Origin of the sequence: Weizmannia sp. FSL W8-0401 (assembly GCF_038009125.1) — a bacterium.
GTDB classification, from domain to species: Bacteria; Bacillota; Bacilli; order Bacillales; family Bacillaceae_C; genus Weizmannia; species Weizmannia coagulans.
Genome location: NZ_JBBPAG010000001.1, coordinates 3,140,427 through 3,155,405 on the forward strand (window position 1 = coordinate 3,140,427; position 14,979 = coordinate 3,155,405).

Annotated in this window: 11 protein-coding genes and 5 pseudogenes; 11 read left to right on the forward strand and 5 right to left on the reverse strand. The window is 42.1% G+C overall.

Translation table 11 applies throughout. From position 1 onward, the window contains the following. Nucleotides 1-238 precede the first annotated feature (238 nt). Nucleotides 239-382 (forward strand): annotated as a pseudogene (locus NSU00_RS15280) (transposase); the annotation flags it as partial. A 28-nt stretch (nt 383-410) separates the two neighbouring features. Here the strand turns inward: NSU00_RS15280 and NSU00_RS15285 are convergent. Then, nucleotides 411-1,963 (reverse strand): annotated as a pseudogene (locus tag NSU00_RS15285) (IS5 family transposase). 122 nt (nt 1,964-2,085) lie between these two features. On the opposite strand from NSU00_RS15285, the pseudogene NSU00_RS15290 reads away from it, so the two are divergent. From NSU00_RS15290 to NSU00_RS15310, 5 genes and pseudogenes are all read left to right on the forward strand, one after another. Continuing rightward, nucleotides 2,086-3,258, forward strand: a pseudogene (locus NSU00_RS15290) (IS1380-like element ISBco1 family transposase); the annotation flags it as partial. 334 nt (nt 3,259-3,592) lie between these two features. Then, entirely contained in the window at nt 3,593-4,606 is a 1,014-nt protein-coding gene (locus NSU00_RS15295; RefSeq protein ID WP_014096687.1) for a DUF1646 family protein, read from the forward strand. Between the two features lie 1,016 nt (nt 4,607-5,622). Then, on the forward strand, nt 5,623-6,231 hold the full coding sequence (locus NSU00_RS15300) for a sigma-70 family RNA polymerase sigma factor (RefSeq protein WP_035190688.1): 609 nt from the start codon (nt 5,623-5,625) through the stop codon (nt 6,229-6,231). Next, on the forward strand, nt 6,212-6,415 hold the full coding sequence (locus NSU00_RS15305; protein ID WP_133536465.1) for a hypothetical protein: 204 nt from the start codon (nt 6,212-6,214) through the stop codon (nt 6,413-6,415). Before NSU00_RS15300 ends, NSU00_RS15305 begins: the two co-directional genes overlap by 20 nt. Nucleotides 6,416-6,790: 375 nt before the next feature. After that, a pseudogene (locus NSU00_RS15310) lies at nt 6,791-8,318 on the forward strand (IS5 family transposase). A 344-nt stretch (nt 8,319-8,662) separates the two neighbouring features. Here the strand turns inward: NSU00_RS15310 and NSU00_RS15315 are convergent. Continuing rightward, nucleotides 8,663-9,886 carry an IS110 family transposase gene (locus tag NSU00_RS15315; protein ID WP_237349286.1) on the reverse strand — a complete coding sequence of 408 codons (1,224 nt, stop codon included), beginning with the start codon at nt 9,884-9,886 and terminating at the stop codon, nt 8,663-8,665. A gap of 232 nt (nt 9,887-10,118) precedes the next feature. Between NSU00_RS15315 and NSU00_RS15320 the strand changes: the two genes are divergently transcribed. The 3 genes from NSU00_RS15320 to NSU00_RS15330 are packed head-to-tail and all read left to right on the forward strand — an operon-like array spanning nt 10,119 to nt 11,090. Then, entirely contained in the window at nt 10,119-10,313 is a 195-nt protein-coding gene (locus tag NSU00_RS15320) for a hypothetical protein (RefSeq protein ID WP_340703874.1), read from the forward strand. Beyond that, nucleotides 10,298-10,801: a hypothetical protein gene (locus tag NSU00_RS15325; RefSeq protein ID WP_035191344.1), complete on the forward strand. Its 504-nt coding sequence runs from the start codon at nt 10,298-10,300 to the stop codon at nt 10,799-10,801. The genes NSU00_RS15320 and NSU00_RS15325 overlap by 16 nt, the downstream gene beginning before the upstream one ends. Beyond that, nucleotides 10,794-11,090, forward strand: a complete 297-nt coding sequence (locus NSU00_RS15330) for a hypothetical protein (RefSeq protein WP_235801744.1) — start codon at nt 10,794-10,796, stop codon at nt 11,088-11,090. The genes NSU00_RS15325 and NSU00_RS15330 overlap by 8 nt, the downstream gene beginning before the upstream one ends. Nucleotides 11,091-11,182: 92 nt before the next feature. On the opposite strand, the gene NSU00_RS15335 is transcribed toward NSU00_RS15330, so the two are convergent. Further along, entirely contained in the window at nt 11,183-11,548 is a 366-nt protein-coding gene (locus tag NSU00_RS15335) for a group II intron maturase-specific domain-containing protein (protein WP_340703194.1), read from the reverse strand. After that, the gene (locus NSU00_RS15340; RefSeq protein ID WP_237348709.1) at nt 11,524-11,799 is read right to left on the reverse strand and encodes a hypothetical protein; all 276 of its coding nucleotides are present in this window, start codon (nt 11,797-11,799) and stop codon (nt 11,524-11,526) included. The genes NSU00_RS15335 and NSU00_RS15340 overlap by 25 nt, the downstream gene beginning before the upstream one ends. Nucleotides 11,800-11,992: 193 nt before the next feature. Here NSU00_RS15340 and NSU00_RS15345 point away from each other — a divergent pair, with 193 nt between their 5' ends. After that, entirely contained in the window at nt 11,993-13,408 is a 1,416-nt protein-coding gene (locus NSU00_RS15345) for an ISLre2 family transposase (protein WP_340703114.1), read from the forward strand. A gap of 571 nt (nt 13,409-13,979) precedes the next feature. Beyond that, a pseudogene (locus NSU00_RS15350) lies at nt 13,980-14,399 on the forward strand (DUF4277 domain-containing protein); the annotation flags it as partial. 219 nt (nt 14,400-14,618) lie between these two features. Here NSU00_RS15350 and NSU00_RS15355 read toward each other — a convergent pair. Beyond that, nucleotides 14,619-14,909, reverse strand: a complete 291-nt coding sequence (locus NSU00_RS15355; RefSeq protein WP_035191363.1) for a hypothetical protein — start codon at nt 14,907-14,909, stop codon at nt 14,619-14,621. Nucleotides 14,910-14,979: the final 70 nt, after the last annotated feature.

Here is a 14,979-nt window from a genome sequence, read left to right on the forward strand (position 1 = left end):
ACGTGAAGGGGTAACGGGGTGGAAAAAAATGGGAGGCTGTGGTGTGAAACGAAGTGAAAATGTCTTTTATGGTAAAATAAAACCTGAATTATTCACAGAAATTCAGAAACTTATTATAACTTATGGATTACCAAGCCTTTTCGGCTTTATTGTAATTCATTAAAAAAATGAAAAAAGAATCCATTTCTGTTAAAGTTAAAGTAACCAAAACAAAAACCAAACAGAAAGGACTCTTTATATGGTTACTTTAACGCAAAAAACACTTGATTTCAATCATAAAATTAAATTGTCAAATGATGGAGGTTCTCTTTCCTCCGATACAGGTGAGTTTCTTTTTAGAGAATTCGATGAAAAAATTGGTTTTTCAAAGACTTTAGTTAAGTAGGGCTTGCTGAACGAATCAAATTTGGTCAGATACAAGCCAAATTCCGATTATCAAAATATAAAATAGTGTTGTGTAAAAATTAAAAAAAAGAACCCTGAGCTTGCGCTCCAGATTCAGTATGAAGAATTGAAGGGCTACTACTGTTTCGCTGGTCTCCTGAAGGCGTGCTCGAATAAGGCCCAGCCCATACTTGCGCTTGCCTTCGCCAAATTTGCCTTCAACGGCATTACGTTCAGAGGCATCCTGCCTTGCGACGCGTTCCAAGGTTTTGTCTTCCGTTCTGGATGGGCGTCCTAACCTTGGCCCACTCAGACGAATGCCAAGAGATTTGCAGTATGCCAGATTATTACGGTTTCGGTAAATTTTATCTGCCAAGATCGCTTCCGGATAAAATCCGAACCGGTTGTAGTAGTTTTCAACAGATTCCTTGAGAGTGGTCCCTTCATTGTAATTTTCCCAGTCGAGGTGCTCAATCAAGGCATAACCATCTACGACACTGATGGCGACTTTTGAACCGAACTCCACGTTCGCTTTTGCCTTGCCGCGCACAATTGGACGGACATGTGGCTGGGAAATGCTTACAATCCGGTGGTCAACCCGGTGTGTTTTCTTTTTGTACATTTCTGCCTGTTGGCGGTAAAGTTCATGAATCACGAGAAGTTGCCTGTATTCATCTTTGCTTAAAAGAGACAGAGAGCTTTGGGAAACAAGATTTTTAATGATCTCCAGATCTCGTTTCACATATCCGAGCTGTTTGCCTACAGCTTTCCGGATTTTCCGGGCGCCAGCTTTACGTTGCTTAGCGACAGAAAGATAGTCCTTGCGGGCTCTTTTTCTGTAGGTCCGTGGCTTACGTAATTTCCCTTTGTGTGGTTCATGCAGGACATCAATGATATGTTCCAATTTCTCACGGGCTTCGTTCAACAACCCGAGGTCTGTAGGGTAAGCAATATCAGCCGGTGCACAGGTTGCGTCCAAAATGAGCTTTCCTCTGTTCTTCGTTTTGGGAGAAGCCGATTCAGTTGAATGCTTTTCTGAATCGGAACCGGAAGGCTGAAGATCGCCACGATCATGATCATGATCATTACGATCTTCATCATCATGATCGTCATCGTCGTGATCCTGATCATCATTGTTGTCGTTTTCCTTAGATGCTTCTTCCAATTGGCGTTTTTGTTCTTCCAGAACGATCCATTCATTCAGTTCGTTGATGATATTTGCGCCCAAACGTTTTCTAAAACGAGTCATCAGAGAATGGTCGAATGGGGCTTTTTCCTGGAATTCAGGCAAGCCGATAAAATACTGAAGATACGGGTTTTCTGTGATCTGTTCGACTGTTTCCCGGTCAGACAGCCCAAGCCGTTCTTTGATATAAAGAGCCCCAAGAGCGATTCTGACAGAATAAGCCTTTTCGCCTTTGAATTTCTTCTTGAAGGACTTGGCATACTTTTCTTCGGCCATCCACCAAGGAATCATTTCAGCAAGACGGACCCAGCGATTTTCTTTATTTCATTTCCCACCGAATGGTAGAAAAAAATCATCTACAAAAGTTAATTGATGTTCGGTCTTTTTGTACATCGTAACAGCCTCCAAGTGCAAGGTTTTTTACGTGTTTCCTTTGAAATCCTTACACTTTATATTCGACAAAAGTAGCCAAAATCCTTGTCAAATCTGGAATTTTTGCTTATTCAGCAAGCCCTAAGTACTTGAGACTTAACGATTCAAGGAAATATTATCTTCATTCAAATGAAAACTTGTTACGTCAAAAAGTCTATCAACTCATTGCCGGGTATGCGGAAGATGATGCGGCTGATCAGTTGACTCATGATCCTGTGTTTAAGGAAATCATTGAAACTCCAACACTTGCTTCCCAGCCCAGTTTGTCTCGCTTTTATACACGATTTGATAAAGATTCAATTGAACAATTAAATCTGGCTAACCAAGAAATGCTTGATAAGATTCATTGTTTTCGACAATCGAAAGAGTTATTTATCGACTTGGATTCGACTCATTCGGATACATATGGGGACCAAGAATCTTCGTCATATAATACTCATTATGGCACGATGGGTTTTCATCCATTAGTCGCCTTTGATGGTGCGACTGGTGACTTTTTGAAAGCACAACTCCGTCCCGGAAATGTTTATACATCAAATGGTGTGGTGGAATTTATTCGGCCTCTCATTAAACATTATAACGAAATGTTTCCGGAAACTACCCTGTTTCTTCGTGGAGATAGCGGGTTTGCTGTTCCGGGATTATACGATCTGTGTGAAGAAGAATCTGTTTTGTATATTATTCGGTTGAAATCGAATTCACAACTACAAAGTTTAGCGAAGGAATACCATCCTTCTTCCGCACCTTTAGATGTTTCCAAGACGGAAACCTATTATGAAGAAACGATTTACCAAGCAAAATCATGGTCAAAACCAAGAAGGGTGATTATTCAATCGGTACGTCCTGCAGGTGAGCTGTTCTTTACCCATTCCTTTTTTGTTACTAACTTTGAATTAGCTTTTCCTCAAGATATCGTCCGAGCTTATCAAAAAAGAGGGACGATGGAAAACTATATCAAAGAAGCAAAAAATGGCTTTTACTTTGATCATATGAATAGCCACGCTTTTCTAGTGAACGAAGTAAAAATGATGTTAACACTTCTTGCATATAATTTGACCAATTGGTTACGAACTCTTTGTTTTCCGGAAGGTCAAAAAACGATGCAAATTGATACGATACGTACTCGGTTAATTAAAGCGGCAAGTAAAGTCGTGAAATCAGGCAGATCCCTTTACTTCAAACTATCATCGAGTTTTGTGTATCAAAATTTCTTTTGGGATGTACTGAATCGAATTCAAAAGCTACAATTGGAATGACCAATAGAATACTTCTCATAACTGAAAAAATAAATTTTTCAGTCAAGGGGCAAGTATGCCCAAAATACCAGAGTTGTTCTATTGAAAATTCAGTTATTTTATGAATTGGCTACGGTTCTTAATTAAATACCGTTATTTTCAACTAATTTAACAAAATTTATCAAATGGGATTTGTAGCTATGAATATTTCAGGTAAAACTATATAAAATGGACAAAATATTGCCGTTCTATTGCCTGCCGCAAAAAAGTAGTTCTCATGCAAATGGATGCTCGGGCTTGATGTAAAAACTTAAGTTCATTTTATATAAGTTTTTTTACAGAAAGGGTTGAGCCGATGATTTCCGCTTTGATCATCATCCTGGCGCTCGTCTTGTTATTGCCTTTTTTTGTGCCATTTGTCGAGCGCAATTTGGAAATATTTTTGTTTATCATGGGATGGGCTGCGGCCATTGCCGGCGGTGTCCTAGACAAGCCTCTGTTGAGAAAGGCTTTGGAAGACCCGGTTAACATCACCATTGCCGTATTTGTAGCCGGCCTGTTGTTCCGCTGGCTGGAGCGGCCGCTTGAAAAAGTAATTTCCGCCATTAACCGGGGGATACCGTTTCCGCTTCTGGCTGCCTTGACGGTAATCATTCTCGGGTTGCTTTCGAGTGTCATCACGGCCATTATTGCCGCTTTAATTTTAGTCGTGATTGTCAGCGTGCTGCGGCTTGACCGGAAATCGGAAACACAGCTCGTCGTCTACTCCTGCTTTTCCATCGGGCTCGGCGCCGCACTGACGCCGATCGGCGAACCGCTCTCCACCCTTGCGATCAGCAAGCTGGGGGAGGACTTTTTCTATTTGCTTCGCCTGATCGGGCCGGAAGTCATTTCGGCAGTTGTGATTTTCGGCATTCTGGCTGCCATTGTGATCAAACCCGAACAGTCGGCGATCGGGCTGAAAACGGCGCATAAACGAGAGTCGTATGTGGAAATTGCGGGGCGGACAGTGAAAATTTACTTGTTTGTGATGGGGCTGACCCTGCTCGGCGCAGGGTTTGAACCGCTCATTAACCGCTTCCTGCTCGATTTGAGCCCGTTTATTTTGTACTGGATCAATATGATTTCAGCCGTGCTGGACAATGCGACACTGGCAGCAGCAGAAATCAGCCCGAAAATGGCGGACAAAACGGTACAGGCCATTTTGCTCGGACTGCTGATCAGCGGAGGCATGCTTGTACCCGGCAATATCCCGAATATTATCTCCGCCGGAAAACTCCGGATCACAAGCCGGGAATGGGCCCGGTTCGGCCTCCCAATCGGCCTCGCCGCCATGGCCGTTTATTTTGTCGTGATTTTGTTTGTATAAGAGGGTTGAAGACAGATTTACAAAAGGATAGGGATGGCTCCCGCTTTGTTCTTTTTCTGTTATGAAAGACATTTGCGCGGCGGGCTATCTTTTTTTCTTCATTCCGGTTGTGAAAGACATTTTGGGGGGCAAGGGATACTACGTTTGTCTTTCATCCGTGTTATGAAGGACATTTTGGGGGCGAGGGATTCTCTTTTTGTCTTTCATCCCCATTATGAAGGACATTTTGGGGGCGAGGGATTCTCCTTTTGTCTTTCATCCCTGTTATGAAGGACATTTTGGGGGCGGGAGATTCTCCTTTTGTCTTTCATCCCCGTTATGAAGGACATTTTGGGGGCGGGAGATTCTCCTTTTGTCTTTCATCCCTGTTATGAAGGACATTTTGGGGGCGGGAGATTCTCCTTTTGTCTTTCATCCCCGTTATGAAGGACATTTTGGGGGCGGGAGATTCTCCTTTTGTCTTTCATCCCTGTTATGAAGGACATTTCGGAAGGCGGGGATTCTCTTTTTGTCCTTCATCCCTGTTATGAAGGACATTTCGGAAGGCGGGGATTCTCTTTTTGTCCTTCATCCCCGCTATGAAGGACATTTGGGACGCCGGCGATTCTCCTTTTGTCCTTCATTCCTGCTGTGAAGGACATTTTGGGGGGCGGAATTCCTTATTTTGTCCTTCATACGTGTTATGAAAGACATTTGGGACGCGAGGGATTCTCCTTTTGTCCTTCATCCCTGTTATGAAGGACATTTTGGGGGACGGGGATTCTCTTTTTGTCTTTCATCCCCGTTGTGAAGGACAGACTGGGCTCTTTTACGTCTGTCTTAGGGTCACCATTCTTAAGAACCTATTAGAACGCAATTGCAGGCACTAACTTGCCCCCCATAGTCCCATCTTTATACCCTTGATAAAAATAATCTTATTTATTAAAAAAATAAACGTATGTTCGTTTTTTGCTTTATAATTGTAGTATCCCATTCACTTTATATAATAAGATATTTACACAGGGGGGTAGGTTGCTGTGTTCTTCAACAAATGTGATCCTAAGGTTAAAGATTTGTTAAATACAAGCAGGGTGTTAAAAAATCCATTAATTAAAGGGTTCTTAGAAAACGAAGAGAACTTTCGCTTGTTTCAAAAAGCAGTTTTATCTCCAACCAAAGAAAACAAAACTAAAGTTGAAGAAAAGTTCAGTTCGTACTATGAAAAAGTGCGCATGGTCGCTTATTACCACAGGCTCATCAAACAATATGCAATTGACTTTGACAAAAGATTAAGAAAGGCAAGAGACAAATATAGCCTTACTCTTGAGACACCATTGGAATCTGGTAATGAAGAAGCAGAAACATTGTTGTCTCTGATTCCTGACGAAAAAGTAAATGAAAACATCATATACGAGAAAACACTCAAAGAAGCAATTAGTGACGAAAAACTGTATAATGCTTTAAAATCCTTAACTGAAACCCAGTACAGGATTTTGGAATTGATTTATGCGAGAGGACTCACAACGAAAGAAATTGCAGATATTATAAAATCAACCCCGCAGAACGTATCCAATATCCACAGAAAAGCAATAAAAAAATTAAGAAAAATAATGGTGGGTGAGAACTATGAATACAAAAAACAATGAATACTCCGAAAACGACTTCTTAAAAAAATTTGAAAAAACTGTCGAAAAATCTCTTTATCAAACGGATCCACAAGAAAGAGATGATTTACGGCAGGAGCTATATATGAAAATTTATGAAAAGTCGTCTTATTTAAACTTTAAAAAAGAAACACCAAGCTTTTGGGATTATTTCCATATCATATGAAGACATTTATGAAGACATCTCTTTCGAGAAAACGTTACAGAAAACCTTACTGACATGGTCAAATGTAAAGCATAGGTTAAGTAAACCATCATTCTTGGGATCAATCCGGATATTACCTATAGGATTATACAAACATGCTGTACAATAAACAATTTTTTCGAAAAAAATAACCAGATATCCCTTTGGGTATTTTTAGAACGGGACAATCCTTAATTCAAAAATGACTTGTCCCGTTTGTTTAATTCTTATAATTCGGGCTTGCTGAATAAGCAAAAATTCCAGATTTGACAAGGATTTTGGCTACTTTTGTCGAATATAAAGTGTAAGGATTTCAAAGGAAACACGTAAAAAACCTTGCACTTGGAGGCTGTTACGATGTACAAAAAGACCGAACATCAATTAACTTTTGTAGATGATTTTTTTCTACCATTCGGTGGGAAATTAAATAAAGAAAATCGCTGGGTCCGTCTTGCTGAAATGATTCCTTGGTGGATGGCCGAAGAAAAGTATGCCAAGTCCTTCAAGAAGAAATTCAAAGGCGAAAAGGCTTATTCTGTCAGAATCGCTCTTGGGGCTCTTTATATCAAAGAACGGCTTGGGCTGTCTGACCGGGAAACAGTCGAACAGATCACAGAAAACCCGTATCTTCAGTATTTTATCGGCTTGCCTGAATTCCAGGAAAAAGCCCCATTCGACCATTCTCTGATGACTCGTTTTAGAAAACGTTTGGGCGCAAATATCATCAACGAACTGAATGAATGGATCGTCTTGGAAGAACAAAAACGTCAATTGGAAGAGGAAAAGAGCAACGATGATGATCATCACGACAACAATGATGATGACGTTGATGACGATCATGGTAGTGGTGATCATTAACCTTCTGGTCCTGCTTCGGAAGAGACTCAACTGAATCGGTTTCTCCTAAAACGCATAACAAAGGAAAGCTCATTCTGAACGCAACCTGTGCACCGACTGATATTGCTTACCCTACAGACCTTGGGTTGTTGAACGAAGCCCGTGAGAAATTGGAGCATATCGTTGATGTCCTGCATGAACCACACAAAAGGAATTACATAAGCCACGGACCTACAGAAAAAGAGCCCGCAAGGACTATCTTTCTGTCGCTAAGCAACGTAAAGCTGGCGCCCGGAAAATCCGGAAAGCTGTAGGCAAACAGCTCGGATATGTGAAACGAGATCTGGAGATCATTAAAAATCTTGTTTCCCAAAGCTCTCTGTCTCTTTTAAGCAAAGATGAATACAGGCAACTTCTCGTGATTCATGAACTTTACCGCCAACAGGCAGAAATGTACAAAAAGAAAACACACCGGGTTGACCACCGGATTGTAAGCATTTCCCAGCCACATGTCCGTCCAATTGTGCGCGGCAAGGCAAAAGCGAACGTGGAGTTCGGTTCAAAAGTCGCCATCAGTGTCGTAGATGGTTATGCCTTGATTGAGCACCTCGACTGGGAAAATTACAATGAAGGGACCACTCTCAAGGAATCTGTTGAAAACTACTACAACCGGTTCGGATTTTATCCGGAAGCGATCTTGGCAGATAAAATTTACCGAAACCGTAATAATCTGGCATACTGCAAATCTCTTGGCATTCGTCTGAGTGGGCCAAGGTTAGGACGCCCATCCAGAACGGAAGACAAAACCTTGGAACGCGTCGCAAGGCAGGATGCCTCTGAACGTAATGCCGTTGAAGGCAAATTTGGCGAAGGCAAGCGCAAGTATGGGCTGGGCCTTATTCGAGCACGCCTTCAGGAGACCAGCGAAACAGTAGTAGCCCTTCAATTCCTCATACTGAATCTGGAGCGCAAGCTCAGGGTTCTTTTTTTGAAATTTTTACACAACACTATTTTATATTTTGATAATCGGAATTTGGCTTGTATCTGACCAAATTTGATTCGTTCAGCAAGCCCTAATTCAATGGTTTATTTTTATCTAATTTGCTTCTCTTTATAAAGTAAGAAACACGGCAGCACAATAAGCACCTTTGCTTTATTTACATTCATATGCTGCCCCTTAAAAATAGTTGCAACTATTTCCGGGTCTGATCAACCCAGAAGTAAAATTTTTAAGAAGTCCTACGGTGTGATGTCAAGGGTTAAAAACAAGTGAATTGGAAATTTTGTTGGCTCTATGTCATAAAAATGGCAATACTGAACTAAGCCTCCAGATAATTGGAATAATCTGGAAGTTTTCAAGTTCAGGCTATCGATGATGGTTACCTGGTTACCTCATCGCGTCACCTTCTTTTTCGGCGCATAAATTTGATCGTTGCGGAGCAGCGCATCGATCAGGCGCACCAGTTTTCTTGCCGTTAAGACGAGGGCGCGTTTGTGTGAGTGCTTATGCACCTCACGATATTTCTTTTGGTAAAAGGCGCGGTACTCAGGTTCGTGTCGCCGGACCAGATTGGCAGCCTCAACCAGGTAATACCGGAGATAACGATTGCCTGTACGCGCAAGCATTTTGTCATCAGCCTCAAAATCACCCGATTGGTGGCGGGGCCAGAACAATCCGGCAAATTTTGCGATCGCGGCTTGGTCGTCAAAGCGCTCAATGTCGCCGATTTCAGCGAGAATCCCAGCACAGCTCACCGGGCCTATTCCCGGAATGGTCTGGAGGGTATTCGGGATTCCATCAAGAACGCGGGCAATCGCCTTATCCAAATCCTTGATTTGGCGTTTAAGATGCCGGATGATCTCAATAGAACTGCCCAGGACCAAGTCAATCGAATCCTCCACACATTTAGAAAGCCGGTAAGAGGACCGGGCAGCTTTTTGGATGGATGCGGCCAAATCCTCGGGATCGCTAAAGCGGCCATGGCCTTTGGTCTGGAGATACATCGCTAAGTCCTCCAGAGGCATTTGGGCAATTTCATCGAGGCTATAGGCCTCAAGCAAAAATTCCGTTATGGCATGGCCGAAGACCGATGTATCCACTTCAAGGTTAAAGGCACTGAATTTGAAAAACAGATGATTCAAAAATACCTGTTGTTCCCGGGTTAAACTTTGAATCAGGTGATAGCGCATCCGTGTTAACCGTTGAAGGGCAAGGTATTGTTCTGACTGAATCACGGATTTCGGCAATCTCCCGAAACGCAAGCGGTCCGCAATTACCCAGGCATCTTTGGGATCGGTCTTGTCCATCTCGGCATAAGCCTTTTTGAAATTTCTCACCAGCTTCGGATTCAGGGTAAACACCTTTGTACGACGCTGTTTCAGCTCGGGATCTTCATGGAAAAACATTGCCGGGTGCCAACTATACACAGATGTGGCCTCCATGGCGATCTGGATGGTGTCATCCGCCTCCGCATGTTGGAGGATGGTGTCTCTTAACTCAGAGGCACCGGGAAGATTGTTTGTCACCGTTTGGGTGGCCAACGTTTCCCCCATTCCATCCATCAGGCAGGCATCGAGGTTTTTGGAGCTCACGTCAATACCGACAAATAAGGGCATATGATTTCCTCCTCTCTGTATTGGGATCGATGGAATCGGACGCTTCGGGATATCCCCAGATGGCTTGCCGATCTGTCAGCCTCGCGTATGAGAACTCATCCGGGCCGTGGGCTGCCTGGAACTGCTCATTTCCAGCACGGAGATCCGGAGGAACGGCCTACGGGTTAGACGTTCAAGCAAGAACCTGGGGATGCAGACTTTTCGAGTAGTCAGGCTACAAGGAGGGGAAGCATTGACCCAAACGATCCTAAGACCATTATCCGGGAACATCGCGAAGCGTCCAAGTCCGAACTTGTATTCCGGGCTCGCCCGGAATACAAAATCTTATATTCACTTGTCAATGAGCAGCAGAATGAACTGGAAATTGACATCCACTTTGGATTTAAACTTATTATACGAGGAGGATTTACTATGGAATTTGTTGTAACAAAAATACAGGAGAATCAAGCAAATTTATACAAAGCATATTTACAACTGGATAAAATTAAAAATATTATTCAAGAATCTGGACTTTTCCACAATGATTCTTATCCAACTCCGGATCAAGTTGTGGCTTATAATATCACTTATCAACCAGAATTATCGGATGAGGGAATTGATGCAAATAAAACCAACGGGAGTATTACTAATAATATCGTAGAGCAAACAAACATATTCTTTCGCTTTGGAGACACTGCCTATATAAATTTAATTAAAAGCTCAAATTTAAAGGAAGATACATCGAATCTAACCTTACAAATTGCCTTTTTATCCCAGGAAGGCGATCACACTCATGAAAATTTATTAATGTATATAGACTTCGAACTGCTTGATCATTCCAAAGAAGTTACTGACAAAACTACATTATCTTTACCTATTGATGAATTTGAAGATTTGAGTAGTGAAAGCGAAGGAGATGTCACAACTAATGGCTAAAAAATATTCAACGTTGTGTTTTAAGAATGGTACTTGTTGTGAATTTGGTAAAGTAAAGTATAATTGGTGCGGACCTGGTTGTGGGAGTGGTAAACCGGTAAATGCGCTTGATTCATGTTGTAAATCCCATGATGCCTGTTACGGTAAATACAAACACTACCGGACATCACCACCAAATCGTTGCACATGTGACGCAAATCTAATAAAGTGTGCTAATAAAACAAGTTCTCCTGGAAAATCTGTAATTATTGCTGCATTCGTAGCAAAACGCGCGGCCTTCCTATGCTAGGAGCTCTTGATCGAGTAGGGACTAATCATTATTTAATTAGCCGACCTCTTACACCACCGTGCGTACGGTTCCGTACACGGCGGTTCTAAAGTTTACGACCGTACAGACAGATAATAATCCAGAAAACTTATATATCTTGCTCTTCGAAAGAGTTCGTTTGTAAGGGTTCTGGCTAAGATATGGCTGCTGGAGATTCTCCAGTAGCCTTTTCTTCTGTTAGCCCATTCCCACGCTTTTCTTTTATTGATCCCTAATTTCTTGAACCAATGAAATCTTGTGCGTACTCTCTTCCATCTTTTCCAAGTTACCATTCGCATTCTTCTTCGTGTCCATTGGTCCAGTCTGGTTACCAGATTTTTCATATCCGCTAGCTTGTAGTAATTTACCCATCCTCGGACAGTGTCATTTAGCCTTTTTTTTCTTTCCTCTACGCTTAATCCGTTGCTTTTTCCTGTAATTCTGTATTCATTCCATCGATACCGCCCGCACCTTTGTTTTTCTTTACCTTTTTATAGGCACGGTGCAGGTTATTACTTGAAAGGATTCGTTCGAGCATCCATTCGTTCTGTCTGTTGGTGTTAGTGGTGTTGTTTTCGGTTATCCTCTTGAAACTATGCCCTCTGTCATATCCTTCCTGTTCCGCAGTATCTTTTTGACAGCAGGTTTCTTCCTGTTTTCTGCATTTGTTCGTTTCTTCGGTAACTTTCATTGACTTCCACTTCCTTTAGTTCAGCCCTTCCTTCGATGCCCCAGACATCTCCGTACTATGGCTTCTGCTGACTTCTCACGGCAAAGTATGTGTAAAATTTTACTCGAAGGGCAGATGAGTGGAAAAAATGGGAAGACGCTCTATCATTTAAATGTACGCTTGTGGGCGAATACATTTAGAAAGAGGTCTTCCTATGGATATTATATCAATAATTGCTAGATTATTAAAGGATACAAAAAGTCTTATTGAATTTGAAGAACAAGTTAAAATTCTGATCCAGAATGCCTTTACGCAATGGGTTGGGGAAATATTTGAGACGTTAGATAAAACAATTAAGCAAAAAAAGCTGGAGGATGGCTGGGAGTACTGCCGGAGTGATAACAGAAGCATTCAGTTTTTATTTGGAAATGTGACCTTTAAACGTTCACTAATGCATGACCAGAAAGGGAATTCACATTATCCTCTGGATGAATGGTTAGGGCTTTTACCATACCAACGATACAGCCCGTTAGTGGAGTTAAAGGTGGCAGAGTTGGCAAGTGAGAACACCTATCGGGAGGTAGCTGATATTTTAAAAGAATGGACAGCAGTGAGCCTTAGTCACACAACTGTAGGGAACATGGTGAAACACGTAGGGAAAACGCAAGCTGAAGCCGACAAGGCACTTGTAGAAGAGCTAGAAATAGCTGATTCACTACCTGAGGGAAAGAAGGTAGATTACCTGTTTTCCGAAGCTGATGGTATATTCGTCCGGGGACTAGAAAAGAAACAGGGTTTGGAAGTCCACCACGCCATTCTCTATGAAGGATGGGAAACCAATGGCAAAAGAGTCTCTCTACACCATCCCGTTGTTATCATGACGACGAAATCCATCCAGACATTTTGGGATGAAGTCCAAGCTGTAGCAGCCAACACCTATTCCCTAGAAAAAGCTCGTGTCATTACAAATAGTGATGGAGGTGCGGGGTACACAGCTGAACGGTTTCAAACAGCATTCTCACAGTCGGAATTTCCGGTGCTCAACCAGCTGGATACCTACCACGTTGCACAAGCCATCATAAGGACATTTGGGGGCGGAAAGAGCGAGATCAAGGAGCAAATTAGAAAAGCGATTAGAACGCATGACCTGGACCAATTCACGTTATATTTGGATACGCACGAAAGCACCTTGACGGATAAAAAGGCTCTCAAGAAAATCAAGGAATTCCGTTCGTATATCTTGAAAAACTGGGACCGCATTTTTGACTGGAGAGACAGGGTGAAAAACGTGCCGGAAGGTGCGAGAGGCCTAGGAGCGATGGAATCGAATCAAAGGCATATCTCCTTCAGGATGAAAAAAAGGGGCATGCATTGGAGTGAACTTGGCGCAGAAGCCATGGTGAAAATCAAACAAGGCATACTCAATGGGACATTGAGAGAAGTCTATCTGAAACACCGTTCAAGAAGCGAGAGAAAGCAACGGAACTTGAAACAATTAATCAGGATGTCTCAACTACTCAAGCAGCCTGTACGCCCGTCAGTGGGCGTAAAGCACGGATCAGTTGCCCTGCATTCAAGCAGTTCATCGGCAATGGGACATTTAAGCAAAATATTAGAGCTTTCGTTTTAAGCTTGGCTCAGTGGGGACTGATCGTTGAGGCGCGCGAAATTTACGAGACTCCTGCGGGAAAAGCGAGCCAGGAGAGACCCCGCAGCGAGGTACGAGCGAGGAGGCTCGCCGGCCGCCCGCGGAAAGCGAGTGAATTTCGCGCGCCTCAACATCCCCGTTATCCATCTTTATACGGAAATATTACATCTTTTCCGAAAATTACACCGAGCAAGTAAAGCACGGTAGCCGAAAGTGTACAAAAAGAGTGTCTTGGAATACCCGATATTTAAACCTTGTCGAGAAAAACTTGACACATACCACGGCAAATCTTGTTTCAACCAGGTTTCATACTCTGTTTCCACCTGTCCGTGAGACCTCCCGTGGTAAGGTGATTCACTTTCATTCCATGTACCCGCACCATTTACGTTTCCACATCCGGATAGCTTTTGGGCTTTGACTTGTTTTGCAGCCTTACCCTGTGAGCGCATATTCCCCACGTAAATTTTTCCATTTTGTGATTTTTTTAAAGGAATTTTCTCCTTCTTTGTAGAATTGAATGATTATCTAACTAGGGGAAGATGAGGAAATTTTTATGTCAGATCAAATTTTAACCTTACATGTGGGGCCGTCTCAACTTTTATCTGAACTGTGTGATGAAATAGAACTCGAAAAGACCATTAATGATTTAGTCAAATGGGATTCTGTCCGTTGTCATATCTCACCCGGAACAAGGATTAAAGCCCTTGTCTTAAACATTTTATGCAGTGGCAAGCCCCTTTATAAGGTTCATGAATTCTATCAAAACCTAGATTCTGAGATGCTTTTCGATACATCGGTTTCACCCGATCAATTAAATGATGATGCATTAGGAAGAGCATTAGATTACTTGTATGAAGCCGAAGCATGGAAAGTCTATTCCACCCTTGCATTAAAAGCACTAAAAAAATTGAATCTTCCTATTGGTGTACTGCATAACGATACAACCTCAATTTCTGTTTATGACGAATATAAGCTGTGAGAGTACGCCTAATGATGTTCGTGTTCCTCGGGTCGGAATTTTGCCTCCAGCTTCCCTCAGATTCCATCTCACAATGGACACACTTGCTCTTGGCTAATGGTTGGTCGCTACCTACCTCCATAGCGGACTTTCACCGCCTAGCGAATCGCCATACACGGCGCACAAACAAAGGGACTAGTAATTGATTGTTAATTACTAGTCCCTCATCAAATTCTATACAAAATGAAAGCTCCAGTACAGAAGACATATTACTATAATAACTCCAAAAATAAGAGCGCCAATATAAGGAATAATTTTTAATTTTCCAGGCTCTTTTCTAACAAATGAAACAATACTTGCTAAGAAGCTTATGCTCCAAGCAAACCAGCCCCAATGGTGAAAACGAGTATAATATTTTATATCTTGCCCAGTTAAAAACAAGGTAATTGCAATTATAAAAAGAATAAGTCCGATGATAAACATAAAAAAAGAAAGTTTGCTAAAAATTCTGTTTTCCTTATCCATTTTTCCCTCTCCTCCACGCAAGTATATAGTTTAACAAAACTCAGATTAATACTGCCCTCCTAAATGCCTA